10 protein-coding genes are annotated in these 17,292 nt (G+C 66.8%); 2 read left to right on the top strand and 8 right to left on the bottom strand.

Annotated elements, in window-relative coordinates:
* The first annotated feature begins 24 nt into the window (after positions 1 to 24).
* Positions 25 to 2,025 carry a transcriptional regulator gene (locus N1F91_RS13455; RefSeq protein WP_289992810.1) on the top strand — a complete coding sequence of 667 codons (2,001 nt, stop codon included), beginning with the start codon at positions 25 to 27 and terminating at the stop codon, positions 2,023 to 2,025.
* Positions 2,026 to 2,169: 144 nt separating this feature from the next.
* Here the strand turns inward: N1F91_RS13455 and N1F91_RS13460 are convergent, their stop codons facing one another.
* The 8 genes from N1F91_RS13460 to N1F91_RS13495 all read right to left on the bottom strand — a co-directional run bounded on the left by N1F91_RS13460 (position 2,170) and on the right by N1F91_RS13495 (position 16,032).
* Positions 2,170 to 7,056, bottom strand: coding sequence for an autotransporter domain-containing protein (locus N1F91_RS13460; protein ID WP_289992812.1), 4,887 nt, complete (start codon positions 7,054 to 7,056; stop codon positions 2,170 to 2,172).
* A gap of 1,465 nt (positions 7,057 to 8,521) precedes the next feature.
* The gene (locus tag N1F91_RS13465; RefSeq protein ID WP_289992813.1) at positions 8,522 to 9,997 is read right to left on the bottom strand and encodes a mannitol dehydrogenase family protein; all 1,476 of its coding nucleotides are present in this window, start codon (positions 9,995 to 9,997) and stop codon (positions 8,522 to 8,524) included.
* Positions 9,985 to 10,758, bottom strand: coding sequence for an L-iditol 2-dehydrogenase (locus tag N1F91_RS13470; RefSeq protein ID WP_289992814.1), 774 nt, complete (start codon positions 10,756 to 10,758; stop codon positions 9,985 to 9,987). Before N1F91_RS13470 ends, N1F91_RS13465 begins: the two co-directional genes overlap by 13 nt.
* Entirely contained in the window at positions 10,755 to 11,756 is a 1,002-nt protein-coding gene (locus N1F91_RS13475) for an ABC transporter ATP-binding protein (RefSeq protein ID WP_289992815.1), read from the bottom strand. Before N1F91_RS13475 ends, N1F91_RS13470 begins: the two co-directional genes overlap by 4 nt.
* Positions 11,757 to 11,767: 11 nt before the next feature.
* The gene (locus N1F91_RS13480) at positions 11,768 to 12,598 is read right to left on the bottom strand and encodes a carbohydrate ABC transporter permease (protein WP_289992816.1); all 831 of its coding nucleotides are present in this window, start codon (positions 12,596 to 12,598) and stop codon (positions 11,768 to 11,770) included.
* Positions 12,599 to 12,611: 13 nt separating this feature from the next.
* Positions 12,612 to 13,478 (bottom strand): sugar ABC transporter permease, encoded by an 867-nt coding sequence (locus N1F91_RS13485; protein WP_289992817.1) that lies wholly within the window; start codon positions 13,476 to 13,478, stop codon positions 12,612 to 12,614.
* Between the two features lie 108 nt (positions 13,479 to 13,586).
* A complete protein-coding gene (locus N1F91_RS13490) occupies positions 13,587 to 14,900 on the bottom strand; it encodes a sugar ABC transporter substrate-binding protein (protein ID WP_289992818.1) in 1,314 nt (437 codons plus the stop codon).
* A gap of 100 nt (positions 14,901 to 15,000) precedes the next feature.
* A complete protein-coding gene (locus N1F91_RS13495; protein ID WP_289992819.1) occupies positions 15,001 to 16,032 on the bottom strand; it encodes a LacI family DNA-binding transcriptional regulator in 1,032 nt (343 codons plus the stop codon).
* Positions 16,033 to 16,741: 709 nt separating this feature from the next.
* Here N1F91_RS13495 and N1F91_RS13500 point away from each other — a divergent pair.
* Positions 16,742 to 17,224, top strand: a complete 483-nt coding sequence (locus N1F91_RS13500; RefSeq protein ID WP_289992820.1) for a glycosyltransferase — start codon at positions 16,742 to 16,744, stop codon at positions 17,222 to 17,224.
* Positions 17,225 to 17,292 lie beyond the last annotated feature (68 nt).

The raw sequence follows: 17,292 nt of genomic DNA on the forward strand, positions 1-17,292 counted from the left end.
GTGGTATCAATCGTGGAAACGGCAGTGGAAACGAGAGGGCAGCAGGACCTGAGCATCCAGTTGCTCGGCCCGCTGGCCGTCAGGCGGGACGGCGCTCCGGTGGAACTGCCGCGATCGCGCAAGCTGCGCGCGCTGCTGGCCTATCTCGTTCTCGCGCCGCGACCCGTCAGCCGCAGCAGGCTCTGCGACCTGCTGTGGGATGGGCCGAACGACCCGCGCGGCGAACTGCGGTGGTGCCTGACCAGGCTGCGGAGCGTGCTGGACGACGCGGGCGTGCAGCGGGTGGAAACGCCGGGGGATGCCGTCGGCGTGAACCTCGCGGGCTGTTCCATCGATGCCACCCTGCTTGCCTCGGCGGTCGCGGACGGGCTCGACAGGCAGACGACCAGCGGTCTCGTCTCCCTGTCGGCCGCGAGTTCAGGTCCGTTCCTGGACGGCCTCGAGATCGACCGATGCCCGGATTTCCTCGCTTGGCTTTCGGCGCAGCGCCGGCGGTTCCATGCGATGCAGGTCGCCGTGGCCGAGCAGGCGATCACGCGGTTCCCGATTGGCGACGAGGCGGCTGCGCCGCATGTCGAGCGGTGGCTCGACCTGTCGCCGTTCGACCTTCGCGCGCACCATGCCCTGCTCGCCGGCCTCTGCGCCAATGGTCGCTTCGACGCCTGCGAGCGGCATCTCGCCGAGGCCTCCGATCGTTTCACGTCCGAGGACATGGATCCCTCGGTTCTGACCGACATGTGGCGAAAGCTGCGCAGCGTTCCGATCGCAGCCCAGGCCCGGAACCTGCTCCCCGACCATGAAGGCCAGGTTCGCACATCCATCGCCGCCGACCGGAACCAGAAGCGGGCCTCGCTCGCGGTCATGCCGTTCGTGGAGCAGCGATCCGGAGGCGTCGTCCGTGGCGGGCTTGCCGACGGTCTCACGCACGACATCATCACGCGGCTGGCCAGGCTGCGGGACTTCTTCGTCATCGCCCGGGGATCGGTCTTCGCGCTGGCGGACCGCGGGCTCGGACCGGAGGAGGCCGGACGGCGGCTCGATGTCGACTACGTCGCCAGCGGCTTCGTGCGCCGGAACGGCGGCCGCGACTCCGTGAGCGTGGAACTCGTCGATGTGCCGTCGGCGCGGATCATCTGGTCGGACACGTTCGAGCCTGACGGGGACGATCTCTTTCTCGTTCTCGACGACATCGGCAACAGCATCGTGGCGTCGATTTCGACGGAGATCGAGATGACGGAGCGAAATCGCGCGATCCTGAAGGCACCGAGTTCGCTGAATGCGTGGGAAGCCTACCACCGCGGACTCTGGCACATGTACCGCTTCACCCGCGAGGAGAACGAGAAGGCCCGGCAGTTCTTCGGCGTCGCGACGAGCCTCGACCCGACCTTCGCGCGCGCCCATGCCGGGCTCTCCTTCACCCATTGGCAGAGCGCGTTCCAGCGCTGGGGAGACCGCGACCGCGACATCGCGCTCGCCTACGAGGCTGCGGGCGAGAGCGTGCTGATCGACGATCACAATCCCGCCGCGCACTGGGCCATGGGGCGGGCACTCTGGCTGCGCGGCAGCAACGAGGAGTCGCTCAGCGAACTGGCACGCGCCGTGGATCTCAGTCCGAACTTCGCGCTGGGACATTATGCGCTGTCGTTCGTCGCGTCCCAGTCCGGCGATCCGCTCGCTGCGATCGGATCGGCCGACCACTCGCGACACCTCAGTCCGTTCGATCCCCTGCTGTTCGGCATGCTGGCAGCCCGAGCCATGGCACATGTCCGCCTCGGCCACTTCGAGGAGGCGGCCGAGTGGTCGCTGAAGGCCGCCGCGCGGCCCAACCCGCATGCCATCATCCTGGCGATCGCCGCCTGCTGTCTCGGTCTTGCCGGTCGCATCGCCGAGGGCCGGGCGCTGGCCGGGCGCATTCGCGAAAGCCTGCCGCACTACGGCGTGGACGCGTTCCTCGCGGCGTTCCGCTTCGAGCCCGATGCCGCCGCCCTGTTCCGGCAGGGCGCTCGGAACATCGGAATGGACTGACGGGAATGCGCAGGCTCCGGACCATTGCCGGGCTGCGAGCCGTCGGTCCGTCTCATCTGTGTCCGCGGAGTAAAAACGTCGACGCAGGAGCAGCCTTGAACTGCCCCTGCGTCGGCACGGCGTTGTGCCGTTTTGGTTCCCCGATCAGAAGTTGACGCTGAACTTTGCGCCGCCTGCGTTGATCGTGGTGTCCTGGCCGAAGGCGCCCTCGTAGAAGATCTGCAGGGTGCCCATGTCGCCCTTCAGGATGTCGACGCCGGCCGAGACGGTCCACAGGACGTCTTCGGAGGAGGTGCCGATGGTGAAGGCCGTGGCGGCGTTGCCGTCGGCGTTGAAGACGCCGGTCAGCGAGTAGTCGTTGCCGGTGTAGAGGCCGACGCCGCCGCGCAGGTAGGGGCGCAGCAGGATGTCCCCGCCGAGTTCGACCTGGCCGCCGATCTCGACCGCCGGCATCAGCGCCAGCACGGTGTTGTCGACGCCGTCGGTGCTGACCGAGGCGAGGCCGCCGCTTTCGGTGAAGGCGCCGGTCTTCACATAGGTCACCGAGGCGTCGACCATCGGGCGCAGGTAGAAGCCGCCGGTCTGCATGGTGTAGGCGGCGCGCAGGCGGCCGCTGACGGTGGTCACGTCGGTCTCGCCCGACAGGAGGTCGGTGAAGTTGCCGAAGGCGATGGGCCGCAGCGTGTCGTAGCTGCCGTGCGATGCCGACAGCGACGCTGCCAGCAGCAGCGGCCCGGGCGCGTACTTGACGACCGCGCCGGCCGAGAAGCTGTCGCCCTCGCTCGATGCGCCGCCGTCACCGTCGCGGTCGGACGAGCGGTAGCCGATGGAGCCGCCGATCCGCCACGGGGTGCCGTCGATGGCCATCTGCACGCCGCCCATGACCTCGGTGGAGCGGGTGTTGAAGCCGGTCAGGTCGCCATTGGCCTGAAGGTCGTACTCGCTGTAGACGGCGCGGCCCCAGGCGCATTCGCCCTCGGCTGCGAAGGCGTTCTCGCCGCCGGCCATGCGGCAGCTCAGCATCGCGTCCGAGAAGGTGTCGATGTCCTGCACGGCGGCGATCTGGTCGGCGACGTAGATGTTGGGCGAGAGCTGGTTGAGCGCGTCCTCGCCCTCATCGACCGAGCCGAGGTTGAGCAGCGCGACCGCGAGCGGCTCGAGCCCGCCGGGGCCCTCGATGCTGGCCTGGATGGCGTTGCCGATCGAGCTTGCATTGTCGCCCATGCCGGCCGGCGAGAAGTCGAAGCCGTCGATCGACAGCTCGACGTCGTCGCCGCCATTGACGGTGTTGATGTCGGCCAGGACGAAGGGGTTGAGCAGCGTCAGCGTCTGCGAGGTGACGCCGTTCGCCGTGGTGACGATCGTGTAGGTGTCCGGCGTGCCGTTGGCGGTGATGAAGTTCAGCTGCAGGTCGCCGTCGAGCGCCGCCGTCTCCGACACGTCGATGCGGTCGGCAGTCGTCGCGTCCATGTCGATGTCGAAGAGCAGCGTGCCGGTCGCCTCGTTGACGAGCACGCCCGTCAGCGTCGTCGTGAAGACGTTGTCGTCGCCGCCCGGCGACAGCGTGCCCCAGTTGGTGAGGACGTTGCCGCCGTCGAGGTTCACCATGCTGCCCATGTTGAACAGCGCGCCCGAGCGGTTGTTGAAGGCGTTGCTCCATTCATACAGGTCGATGTTGCCGGTGATCGTGCCGTAATTGTCGATCAGCGTGTCGCCGCGATCGGCCTGCACCGCCATGCCGGCGATGCCGTCGGCGCTGGCGATCGTGCCGTAGTTGTAGAGGTTGTTGTAGTTGGCCTGCTCGAAGTAGACGCCGGTGAAGCCCGCACCGCCGAGGACCGCGCCGTCGCTGCCGATGGTGACCGACTGCGTCCCCCAGGTGCGGAGGTGGATGGCGTCCTGGGCGCCGGAGACCGTGCCGTCGTCATAGCTGATGGTGATCGTGCCGCTGCCCGAATAGGCCTGGATGCCGGCACGGGTGCTGGAGCTGATGTCGCCGGTGGTATCCACGGTCACCGAGTCGCCGCTGATGTTGCGGGCATAGATGCCGTCGAGCACCGAGCTGACGCCGCCAAACTGTGTGACGCTGACCGCACCTGAAGCGGTTTCGGCATAGATGCCATACTTGGTCTCCGCGTCGATCGTCCCCGTATGGCTGATCGTGATGGCGCCGTCGCCGCCGCCCTCGGCGAAGATGCCGCTCTCGTAGGACGAGATGTCGCCCGAGACCATGGTGATAGTGATCGGACCGTTCGAGGTGTAGGCGTAGATGCCGTTCCCCGTCTCCGACGTGATGTCGCCGGTGCGGTCGATGGTGATGGACTTGCCGTTGCCCATCGTCGTGGCAAAGACGCCGTGACGTCCGGAGTCGATGGCACCGTACTGGTTAACGACGACCGCTCCGCTCCGCGACACGGCGTAGACGCCGATGCCATTCGAGCCTGCATCGATCGTGCCGGTCTGGGTGACGCTGACCGTCTCACTGCTGACGTTCTCGGCGAAGATGCCAGTGCCGCCCGCATCGATGTTGCCGGACGCCACCGTCACGGTCACGGCGCCGTTCTTCGCGTAGGCGTAGATACCGAAATTGGCGCTGCTGACGTCGCCGGTCTGCTGCACGGTCACCGACTTGTCCGTGCCGTTTGTGGAGGCGAAGATGCCGTGGCTGTTGTCGGCGTCGATGATCCCCACATGCGTCACCGAGATCTGTCCGGCGGCCGATTCGGCGAAGATGCCGTTGGAGCCCGCGAGGATGTCGCCGGTCTGGACGATCGTGATCGCGTCGTCGCTCAGGGACTTCGCGAAGATGCCGTCGCCGGATGCATCGATGTCGCCGGACGTCATCGTGACCATGATCGACCCGTCGGTCGTGTATGCATAGATGCCGTCCCGGTCGCTGGACGTGATGTCGCCGGCCTGCTCGATCAGGATGTTCTTGTCCGTCCCGTAGGTGCGGGCGAAGATGCCGTCGGAATAGGAGGCGATATCGCCCTGGTTGCGGATCTCGATCGAGCCGGCCGGTGTCTCCGCGAAAATGCCGTAGCCCGACGTCGAGGCGATGTTGCCGGCGGAGGTGATGTCGATCGTGCCGGTACTGGTGTTGCGGGCGAAGATGCCGGTACTCGATGAGGAGATGTCGCCGTAATCGCGTGTGATCGTGATCGGGCCGTCGGCCGAGGAAGCGTAGATGCCGCGGCCACCCGTCGAGGTGATGGCGCCGTCCTGATCGATCGTCACGCCGTCGTCGTCGCCGGTGGTCGAGGCGAATATGCCGTCGTCGCCGGACTGGATCGAACCGTACTGGTTGACGGTCACAGCGGCATTGGACGACGAGGCATAGATGCCGCGGCCCGAGGACGTGACGTCGCCGTAGACGTCGATAAGGATCGCGCCGTCCGCGCTCGTCGCGCTGATGCCGGTCGTGCTCTGCAGGATGTCGCCGGTCAGGTCGATCGTGACGGAGCCGCCGCCGGCTGCGCGCGCATAGATGCCTTCGGCGCCGGCCGTGATGTCGCCGATCGTCGTGATGTCGATCGCCCCATGCACCGCATCGGCGTAGATGCCCTTGCCGGAGGCCGCGACGATGTCGCCGCTGCGGTCGATCGTGATGGTACCGGTGTCGGAGGTTCGGGTGAAGATGCCGTCGTTGCTCGCGCTGATCAGGCCATGCTGTCCGATGTCGATGTTGCCCGTCGCCGAGGAGGCAAAGATGCCGTCGTTGCCGGCCGTGATCCCGCCGACGAGATCGATGTCGATGGCCGTGCTGCCGTAGTTCTGCGCGAAGATGCCGTATCCCGATGCACTGATGTCGCCGCCGGACATCGTCACACCGATGGCACCGGTCGCGGAGTAGGCATAGATGCCGTCGCTTGACGTCGAGTTCAGGTTCCCGGTGCGATCGATGGTCACCGTGGCCGAGCCATAGTTCTGCGCAAAGATGCCGGTTCCGGTGGAGGTGAGCGCGCCGTACTGGTTGACGGTGACGGCACCGGACGACGAATAGGCGTAGACGCCCTTGCCGCCGGCATCGATCATCCCGGTCATGTCCACGGAGACGGATGCGCCGCTGCGGTTTTCCGCGAAGATGCCGTCATCGGCGGAGGTGATGTCGCCGCCGCTCATCGTCACCGAGACCTGGCCCATCGACGAATAGGCGTAGATGCCACGGCCCGTGCCGCGCGTCGTGTCGATGTCGCCGGTGTGGTCGACGGTCACCGATTCCGCATTGCGGTTCTCGGCGAAGATGCCGTCGCCGTAGGAGTCGATCGCGCCGTACTGGTCGACGAGGACGGCATCGAGGGCTGAGTAGGCGTATACGCCCTTGCCCATCTCGGACGTGACCGTTCCGTCCCACTCGATCGTCGCGCTGCCATCGCCATTCTGGCCGGTCGACTGCGCAAAGAGGCCGTCCCCATAGGCCTCGACGTCGCCGCCACCCGTCAGTTCAGCATCGCCGTCCGGCGCGTCGACCACGATGCCCGAGCCTGCGGACGACGTGACGTCGCCATTGCTGTACACCGAGACGTCGCCGAACTCGGAGTAGGCACTGATGCCGCCGAGCGTGCCGCTGATGTCACCGATGAGGTCGACCGAGGTGTCGTCCTGCGAGAGGGTACGGACGCCGAAGCCGCCGGTGGATACGATCTCTCCCTCGTGGTCGATTGTGATGGAGCCGCCCGTGGAGTTGGCGTAGATGCCGTCGGCGTCGACGGCAATGGTTTCGAAGCTGCCGGTGTCGCTCGTGATGGTGATCGGGCCCGACGACTGGAAGTCGATAGCATTGACGCCGGCATTGTCGGGCCAGATCTTGCCGGTCACGTTATTGATCAGCAGCGTCTCGACGGGGCTGGTCGCGGCAACGCCGTCGCCCAGCAGGCCGGTGCAGGTCTGGGTAGTGCCGTCGATGGAGCAGGCGGCCTGGGCGCTGCCGGGCGCGCCGAGGCAGAGGAAAACGGTGGTCAGGGCCGCGCCGCTCAGCAGCGAACGTCTCCGCGCAGGCTTCCTGCCGGCTGCCTTGCTCAAACCAGCCAAAGAGCTGCCTCCGCGTGCAACAACGTCGTTCATGCCTGAATGCCCCCTGCAAAAAAGCAAGCTCGCGCAGAATCAATCCGCGTGCCTGTACGGCAGGTGTAGCCTGTCAGGCTCTTGTCGCGTTAGCATTGCTTGCCTTCACTTGCGGTATTCCGCGCGACTGTTGCGTCGCTGCCACACGCCCGGGCCGGTGTTGCCGCTTCTGGTGCAGCGCATCAGCGACGGCAGGGGAGGGGCAGGCCGGGGACGACAAAGGTCGATCTCCGGAAGCTGGCGAAGCAGGAGGCGCAGCAGCGCGATATGCAAGCCCGCCGGAGCACGGAAGGCGGGGCCGCCAGCCCGGCGCGGAAGCCGCGGTTCACGGGCGACCTGCAACACGCGCGCTCCGCAAGAACGTCTTCGCCGACTTGCAGATCGAAGGAGGGGCTGCTTGATGCAGCATGCCGTCGACGCCGCGAGCGGAGAGGGTGGAGGATGGCGCCATATCCATGCCGGCGCCAGACATGCGTCCGTCATTGGGTTTCCCGTATTGCGGTTGTCCAGCTGCCGCAATGCTGTCCGTGGTGCGGAAGCATCTTGACAGGTCGCCCGCTCGCGCAAGGTCGGTGGGTTGACAGATCGGACGAGCGCCTGCGGCCATCGAGGCCGAGCAAGGACCGAAGGCGCCGCCACGCTATGCGCACAAGCCATCTCTCCCATGCCTGCGTATGCTGGCTACATTTGCCAGCCATGCAGCGCGGCAATCTACGCGTGTCGAAAGCCTTATTCTTAACGTCCCGTTAACCATGGCTAGGTATGACATGCCTGCAACCAACGGTCACCCCGGTTGCACCTTGGCAAGACCCGCCGGCGCCCCCCCCCGATGCCGGCGGGTTCACTTTGTCTGCATGGGGGTGGGCCAAGCATCCGCCAACGCGGCCCGAACCGGTCCAGCCCGCCAAACACCGGCCTCGGCCTCTTGTCCGTCGAGAGGCATGCCGACGCGGGCCCGCGGGCATTGATGCATCCGGAACTTGACGGTCTCACGGTGGCTGCTGCACAATCGCTCGTTGACCGATGATATGGACGGTAGTCCGGCTGTTCGAACTTAACGGCTTCAAGTGCAATGGCAGCGTCGGAGCGAGAACTGGACCAAGACGATAGCCGCCGGTGGGGTCCGCTCCTGAGGGAGGTCGCCGCGTGGATCATGTTCGCGGCCGGAGTCCTTTCCTTGACCTACGTCGGCCTCATCCATCCCGTTTTCTGGGAGTAGGTTTCCGCCCTGTCGTTCGTTCGGACGGCATTTGCCGGCAGCGCGCCGTCGATCCGCCGCACCTGTATGGCCCATATCGGTGCCGACATGCCTGGACAGGGCAGGCGAACGTGCTGTCAGCCTCGCGGGCGAGGGCGGGACGGGACGGGAAGAGCAAGCGCCGCTTCCGGCGTCCGGCGGCGCGGACGGACCCTAAACCCTAATGCCACTGCTTCAGGCTGCCAGGTATGATCTCAAGGCGGCCTGGCTTCCCTCCGACCAGATCAGCGAGAGCCAGCGGACGAATGGGCCGGCAAAGCGTGGGACCTCCGCGAGGTCGCCGTAGACCTGACGCTGCTCGAGCCAGGCGCGGGGCCGTTCCCTCGCGGCGCGGGCGGCGGCCTGCAGTTCCCCCCAGAACGGGTCGTTTGGGGAAATCGTCGTCCCGTCCTCGCGCGTGCCCTCGCACATGCGTGCCCAAAGCGCTTCGACCAGAGCCAGGCCTTCGACGGGCGCGCCCGAGGCGAGGGCGTCGCGCAGGATCGGCAGGATGAAGCCCGTATGGCGCGACGAGCCGTCGAAGGCCACGCGGCGGGTCGTGTCGGCGATCGCCGTGTTGGAGAAGCGCCGGTCGATGAGGTCGACATAGGCCTGCGGGGTCATGCCCGGCACCGGCCTGACATGCGGCACGATCTCCTCGGCCTGCACCTTGCGGAACAGGCCGGCGATCAGCGGGTGCGCCATGCAGCCGGCGATCGTCTCCACGGACAGGATCTCGCCGGCATTGGCGATCACCTGATGTCCGCCGTTGAGGATGCGGATCTTCATCGACTCGTAGTCGTGGACATGGGGCGTGAAGGTCGCGCCGACGTGATCCCAGTGGGGCCGGCCGGCGCAGAAATCGTCCTCGATCACCCACTGGCGAAAATTCTCGTGCGTCACCGGCGCGCGGTCGTCGATGCCGAAGCCGTGCGCCAGCGCAATCTCGCGCGGACCGGTCGCCGGCACGATGCAGTCCACCATCGAGTTGGGGAAGCTGCAGGTCGCGTCGATCCAGTCGGCGAGATCGGGATCTGAGAGGCGCGCCAAGGAGACGACCGTGTGGCGCAAGATAGCGCCGTTGCCCCGGAGATTGTCACAGCTTAGCCCGGCGAAGGGACCGTGCCCGCCCCGCCGCCGCAGCTTCAGTGCCGCCACCATCGCGCCGAAGGCAGTGCGTGGACGGTCCGGGCCTGCCGCATCGTGCGCGATGTCGGGATGTGCCACATCGAAGCCGCCTGCGGGGTCGACATAATAGCCGCCCTCGGTCACCGTCAGCGCGACGATGCGGATCGCCGGGTCCGCCATCCGTGCAATGAGCGTGGGGTTGCCGGCCTCGACCGGCGCGTAACCGATCATCGATCCGGTGATTTCGGCCGACGATCCGGACGGATCGAGCTCGATCAGCGTCGTAAGGCAGTCCTGCTCCAGGAGCTTGGCGCGCTGCAGGGCATCTGCCTGGCGCACGCCAGCGCCGACGATCGCCCAGTCGAGGCAGAGCCCCTCGTCCATCAGGCGGTGCAGGTACCAGGCCTGGTGGGCGCGGTGGAAATTGCCGAGGCCGATGTGGACGATGCCCGGCGTCAGCGCCGCGCGGTCGTAGCGCGGCCGCCGTACTGCCGCGGGCAGTGCGGCGAGCGTGGCGTTCGACAGGCGGATCAGCTCATCCATTGGCCACCGTCGACATTGTAGGTCTGGGCGACGATGTAGTCGGCCTCGTCGCTGGCGAGGAAGATCGCCATGCCGGTGAGATCCTGCGCGGTTCCCATGCGCCCGAAGGGCACTGCGGCGCCGACCTCCTTCTTCTTCTGGCCCGGCGCCTTGTTCTCGTATTTCGCGAAGAAGGCGTCGACGCCGTCCCAGTGCTCGCCGTCGACCACGCCCGGCGCGATCGCGTTGACGTTGATGCCGTGGCGGATCAGGTCGAGACCGGCCGACTGGGTCAGGCTGATGACCGCCGCCTTGGTGGCGCAGTAGACCGCGACCAGCGCCTCGCCGCGGCGGCCGGCCTGGCTCGCCATGTTGATGATCTTGCCGCCGCCGCCGCGCGCGATCATGTGGCGCGCGACCGCCTGCAGCATGAACAGCGTACCGCCGACATTGACGTCGAAGACACGGCGATAGTCGGCGACGTCGATCTCGACGATAGGCGCGGCGGTGAACAGGGCCGCGTTGTTGACCAGGATGTCGATGCGGCCGAGCCCCTCGACCGTGTCGGCCACCGCCCGTCCGATGCTCTCCGGGCGCATCACGTCGAGCGGCACGGCGATCGCCGCCGCGCCGATCTCCTCTGCCGCGCCGCGGGCGCGCTCTATGTCGATATCGGCGATGGCGACGCGGGCGCCCTCCCGCACATAGGCCTGAGCGAAGGCGAGCCCTATGCCGCGGGCGGCCCCGGTGACGAGTGCCGTCTTTCCGGCGAGACGTTTCATGATATGCGCAGGCCCTTGTCGTCGAAGCGGTGAAACTGGTCGGTGCGCGGCGACAGGCCGACGCGGTCGCCGTGGCGCATGCCGACTTCGCCCGGCGCGCGCACAGTGATGGTGTCGGCAAGGCCGGTGTCGTGGATGTGCAGGAAGGTGTCCGAGCCGAGATGTTCGGCGACGCCGACCCGGCCTTGCCAGCGGCCGTCCGCCGCCACGTCGATGTGCTCGGGCCGGATGCCTATCGTGTGGGCGCCGTGGCGCGCCGCCTCCGCGCCGGCGATCACGTTCATGCGCGGCGAGCCGATGAAGCCTGCGACGAAGAGGTTGCGCGGGCTGCGGTAAAGCTCGAGCGGCGAACCGACCTGCTCGATGCGGCCGGCGCGTAGCACGACGATCTTGTCGGCCATGGTCATGGCCTCGACCTGGTCGTGGGTGACGTAGATCATCGTGGTCTTGAGCCGCTCGTGCAGCTCGCTGATCTCGAGCCGCATGCCGACGCGCAAGGCCGCGTCGAGGTTCGACAGCGGCTCGTCGAACAGGAAGGCCGAGGGCTCGCGCACGATGGCGCGGCCGATGGCGACGCGCTGACGCTGGCCGCCGGAGAGCTGGCCCGGCCGGCGGTCGAGATAGTCGGTCAGGTTGAGCGCGGCGGCGGCCTGGGCGATCCTCCGGTCCTGCTCGGCCTTGTCGATGCCGGCCATCTTGAGGGGGAAGGCGATGTTCTTGCGCACGCTCATGTGCGGGTAGAGCGCGTAGGACTGGAACACCATGGCGAGCCCGCGCCGGGCCGGCGCGATGTCGGTCGCGTCCTTGCCGTCGATGCGGATCGTGCCGGAGGTGACGTCTTCCAGTCCCGCGATCAAGCGCAGGAGCGTGGACTTGCCGCAGCCCGACGGGCCGACGAAGACGGTGAACTCGCCGTTCTCGATTACGAGGTCGAGAGGCCGTATGACGTCGACCTCGCCGAAGCGCTTGGTGACCTGTTCGAGCGTGATCTGTCCCATGGTGATCGTTCCTATTTGACCGCGCCGAAGGTGAGTCCGCGCACGAGCTGCTTCTGGCTGAACCAGCCGAGGATCAGGATCGGCGCGATGGCCATGGTCGAGGCCGCCGAGAGCTTGGCGTAGAACAGGCCTTCCGGGCTCGAATAGCTGGCGATGAAGGCCGTCAGCGGCGCGGCGTTGGCCGCCGTCAGGTTCAGCGTCCAGAAGGCCTCGTTCCAGGCCAGGATGATGTTGAGCAGGATGGTCGAGGCGATGCCCGGCACCGCCATCGGCGTCAGCACGTAGAGGATCTCCTCCTTCAGCGTCGCGCCGTCCATGCGCGCCGCCTCCAGGATCTCGCCCGGAATCTCGCGGAAATAGGTGTAGAGCATCCACACGATGATCGGCAGGTTGATCAGCATCAGGACGATGGTCAGCCCGACGCGCGTGTCGAGGAGGCCGAGCTGGATGAACACGAGGTAGATCGGATAGAGCACGCCGACGGCGGGCAGCATCTTGGTCGAGAGCATCCACAGAAGGATGTCCTTGGTGCGCTTCGACGGCACGAAGGCCATCGACCAGGCCGCCGGCACCGCGACCAGGATGCCAAGCAGCGTGGAGCCGCCGGCGATGATCACCGAGTTCCACAGGAAGCGCATGTAGTCGGAGCGCTCCTGCACGACGGCGTAGTTTTCGAGCGTCCAGTCGAAGAAGAGGAAAACAGGCGGGTCGGCAATCGCCGTCGCCTCTGTCTTGAAGCTGGTCAGGATGGTCCACAGGATCGGGAAGAAGATCAGCAGCCCGATCGCCCATGCGGCGAGCGTGTTGACGGTCTTGCGGCGGGTGGTGACGGCGCGGGGCATGGCGGGGCTCTCCTCACGCGTCCAGGTTCTTGCCGACGATGCGCATCAGGAAGATGGCGACGACGTTGGCAAGGACGACCGCATAGATGCCGCCGGCCGAGCCGAGGCCGACGTTCTGGCTCTCCAGTACGCGCTGGTAGATCAGGTAGGTCAGCGTGCGGGTGCCGAAGGAGCCTTGCGTGGTGACGAAGATCTCGGCGAAGACCGACAGGAGGAAGATCGTCTGGATCAGCACGACCACGGTGATCGCCCGCGCCAGGTGCGGCAGGATGATGTGGCCGAAGCGCGACAGCGGCGGCGCGCCGTCCATCTCGGCAGCCTCGAGCTGCTCGCTGTCGAGCGACTGGATGGCCGTGAGCAGGATCAGCGTCGCGAAGGGCAGCCATTGCCAGCTGACGATCATGATGATGGAGGCGAGCGAGGCCTGGCTCAGCCATTCCACGGGCACCAGCCCGAATGCCTTCCAGAGATGCGCGAAGAGACCGTTCACCGGGTCCATGAACATGTTTTTCCAGACCAGCGCCGAGACGGTGGGCATGACGAAGAACGGCGCGATCACCAGGATGCGCACGATGCCCTGCCCCCACATCGGCTGGTCGAGCAGCATGGCGAGCAGCACGCCGAGGACGACCGTGATGAGGAGGACGCCGCCGACGATGACCAGGGTGGCCTGCACGCTCGGCCAGACGGAGCTCGAGGTGACGAAGCGGACGTAGTTCTCGAAGCCGACCCAGCCGAGGTCCCCGCCGCGCAGCGGCAGGTATTGCTTGAAGGAGAAGGTGAGCGTCATGGCCAGCGGCACGAGCATCCAGCCGAGGAGAAGCACGACCGCGGGCGCCATCATCAGCCTGGCTGCGGATCGGGAATGCTGCGTCGCCATGACCTGCCTCCTCGCAGCCGCGGCCGAGCCGCGGCCATCGGACCGGACGGTGTTGGAAAGGGGGTGGCCGGGGAGCGGCGCGAGCCGCCCCCCGGCCGGGAGGAACCGTCAGTAGCCGGCGGCTTCCATCTCGTCGGCGGTCAGCGCCTGCGCCTTCCCGAGCGCCTGCTCTACCGTCTGCTGGCCGGCGAGCGCCGCGGAGAACTCCTGGCCCACCTGCGTGGCGATGCCCGCGAATTCCGGGATCGCGACGAACTGGACGCCGGTATAGGGCACCGGGTCGACCGTCGGCCGGTTCGGGTCGGCGGTGTTGATCGAGGCGAGCGTCATGTCGGCGAAGGACGCGGCCTTGGTGTATTCCGGGTTCTCGTAGAGCGAGGTGCGGGTGCCGGGCGGCACGTTGGCCCAGCCTTCCTTGTCGGCGACGAGCCGGGTGTATTCCTTGCTCGTGGCCCAAGCGACGAACTTCTTCGCCGCGTCGGTGGCGTCGGAGCCGGCGGGGATGGCGAGCGACCATGCCCAGAGCCAGTTGCCGCGCTTGCCGAGGCCGTTGTCGGGGGCGAGCGCGAAGCCGACCCGGTCGGCGACGGCGGAGTCCTTCGGGTTGGTCACGAAGGAGGCCGCCACCGTGGCGTCGATCCACATGCCGCACTTGCCCTGCTGGAACAGCGACAGGTTCTCGTTGAAGCCGTTGGTGGAGGCGCCGGGAGGACCGTAGTTGGTCATCAGGTCCATGTAGAAGTTCAGCGTGTTCGCCCACGCCTCGCCGTCGAACTGCGGCTTCCACTCCCCGTCGAACCACTTGGCGCCGAAGGAATTGGCCATGGCAGTCAGGAAGGCCATGTTCTCGCCCCACCCGGCCTTGCCGCGCAGGCAGATGCCGTAGACTTCCTTGTCCTTCTTCGTCATCGCGGCCGCGGCCTGCTTGATGAACTCCCAAGTCGGCGCCTCGGGCATCTCAAGCCCCGCGGCCTGCATCAGGTCCTTGCGGTACATGACCATCGAACTCTCGCCGTAGAACGGCGCGGCATAGAGATCGCCCTCTACCGTCAGGCCGCCGCGGATGGCGGGCAGGATGTCGTCGGCGTCCCATTCGGCTGGCAGGTCGTCGAGCGACACGAGCCAGCCCTGCTTGCCCCAGATCGGGACCTCGTAGGTGCCGATGGTCATGACATCGAACTGGCCGCCCTTGGCGGCCACGTCCTGCGTGACGCGCTGGCGCAGCACGTTCTCCTCGAGCGTGACCCACTCGAGCTTGATGTCGGGGTTCTTCGCGGTGAAGTCCTCGGTCAGCCCCTGCATGCGGATCATGTCGCCATTGTTCACAGTGGCGATGGTGATGGTGGTGGCCTGCGCATGAGCGGCGGTGGCAGCGGCAAGCGCAATGACGCTCGCCACGCACAGTGACGTCTTCGGGTACATCCTATCTCCTCCCTTGGCGTTGGATGGTCCGGCGTCCACTATCTCCCGATCTCGCGCGGAGTCAATAATAAATTCACGCGCGTAAATTTTCTACGTCGGCTCAGGCAGATGCGCGCATGACGAGCCTGCCTTCGAACAGCACTTCCAGGCGGTCGCCCTGCGGCGCGCCGTTCTGGATGAGGGCGAACAGCGCCTCGACGCTGCGGTCGGAGATCGCCTCGTAGTTCTGGGCAACCGTCGTCAGCGGCGGGCAGGTGAAGCGGGAGAAAGGGTGGTCGTCGTGGCCCGCGACGCGCAGCGCCGAGCCAGGGCCGCGTCCCACCCGCAGCCCCCTCTCGTAGCAGGCGGCGATAAAGCCGATCGCCAGGCGGTCATTGCTGCACAGCACCGTGCTGGTGGGAAGGAGCCGCTGTTCGATGGCCCGCAGCCCCTCGATGTACCCGACCTCCTCGAAGCCCCAGCCCTCGCCCTCGGCGCGGACTACCTGCGGCGCATGGCCGAGCCGCTCCATCGCCTGGATATAGGCGTTTCGCCGCTTGTTGGCGTTCGGATTGGCCGGCGTGCGCATCTCGAAGAAGCAGGGCGGCTCGCCGGTGCGGCACAGGTAGTCCACCATCAGCGAGACGAACTGGAAGTTGTCCGAGCCGATGAAGGCGTGGCCGACGCCTTCGATGTTGCTGTCGAACAGGATCGTCGGCACGTCCTGGCAGAACCTTTCTACCGCCGCCCGGTCGGAAGCGCGGCCGAGCGGCGCGAGCAGCACGCCGGCAGGCCGGAGCGAGCGCAGGCTGTCGAGTATGTCGTTCTCCAGCTTCCGCTCGCCGTGCGCGCTGAACAGGATCGGCCAGAACCCGGCGTCGATGCAGCGCCGCTCGATGTTCCGCGCGATCTCGGCGAAGAAGGGATCGGCGAGGTAAGGCACGACGATGCCGATGTTCTTGGTCAGCCGCCTGTTCTGGTTCATCGCGAAGATGTTCGGACGGAAATCGTATCGCTCAAGCGCCTCCTCGATCCGGACGCGCGTCGACTGCCGCACGCTCGACGGGTCGTTGAAGTACTTGGACACGGTCGGCCGCGAGATGCCGGAGATCGCGGCGAACTCCTCCATGTTCCTGATCTTGCTTTCGTTCATTGCTTCCCGGCCTTTCTGGAGGAAGGAAATGCGGCGGACCCTCGGGCAAACCCGGAGGGCTCGCAGATGACTGGAATTTTCCGCGCGTAAAAATATTTCCGCCAGTATGTAACAACGAGGACGCGGGTCAAGATGCTCCTGGCGCGGCCGCCGAGGCGGGGCGGCCTCGGAGCCTGCCTCCGCGTGCATAGCCGGGTTGCGGCCTGCGAGCCGCGCGGGCGCGGCTGCAGCCGGCGCCATGGCGGCGGCGGGACGCTCCTGCAGGCAGTCGCGCCCCGACGCTTCAAGCGGCGGCCCCGTGCGCCTGCGGCCGCAGCCGAAAACGGGCAGCGCCGAGACCCGCCGGCCCGCCGGCGGACCGCCCGAGGATGCCTGCGCCCGGCGTCGCATCCACTGCATGGGCCTGTCCGGGCCCCCGGGCGATCGATGCTTCGCCGATGCGGAGCGGCCTCGCTTCCTTGGCGGCGGCAATGCCGTCCGCCGAAGGCCGGGGCCTCCTTCGCCTCGGGCCTGTCGTTCCGTTCACCGGGGCCAGGAGACGGTTCTCCCGGATCGGCCGGCTGGGAGGTCCGGATGCGGCAAGTTGTTTCTGTCCTGTCTATTCTGCTACAAGGGTTCGTATCCCGCCGTCGCCTTAAATCGCTCTGTCGATGTTCTCGGCCGCATCGGGCATGCCCCGGAGAGAACACCCCGTCGACAAGGCTTCCGCATGAAAAAGCTCGCGCCGTGGGACCGGATGATCCGCCACAAGCTGGTGAAGATCCTCGGCAACGGACTCAAGCCGGTCTTCGCCATCCATCACCGGCTTCTTCCGGAGAAGCGCTACGTCATTCCGGAGGTGTCCTATGCCCGGCGGCCAAGCGTGCCGCATGGACCGATTCCCTACGTCGTGTGGCAGACGAACTACTCGAACGAGGTCACCCTGTCGGTCTATGCCAACTACCTGTTCAACCGCTGGCTGTCGCCCGAATTCGAGTTCCGGTATTCGAGCGACGAGACCTGTGACGCCTTCGTCCGGGACAACTACCCGGCCGCCGTATACGGGGCCTACGCGCGGCTGAACGTCGGCGCGTCGCGGGCCGATTTCTGGCGCGTGCTCGTCCTCCTCAAGCACGGCGGCATCTACCTCGACATCGATTCCAACGTAACCGGGGCAGATTTCCGGGCGATCAGGCTTGAGCGGCTTGCCTGACGAGATCGGGGAGTCGCGGTATCGGCTGGTGGGCGGGTATGCCGAGGCGATCGCCGAGATATCGGAAG

The organism is Aquibium sp. ELW1220 (assembly GCF_030398385.1).
Classification (GTDB): domain Bacteria; phylum Pseudomonadota; class Alphaproteobacteria; order Rhizobiales; family Rhizobiaceae; genus Aquibium.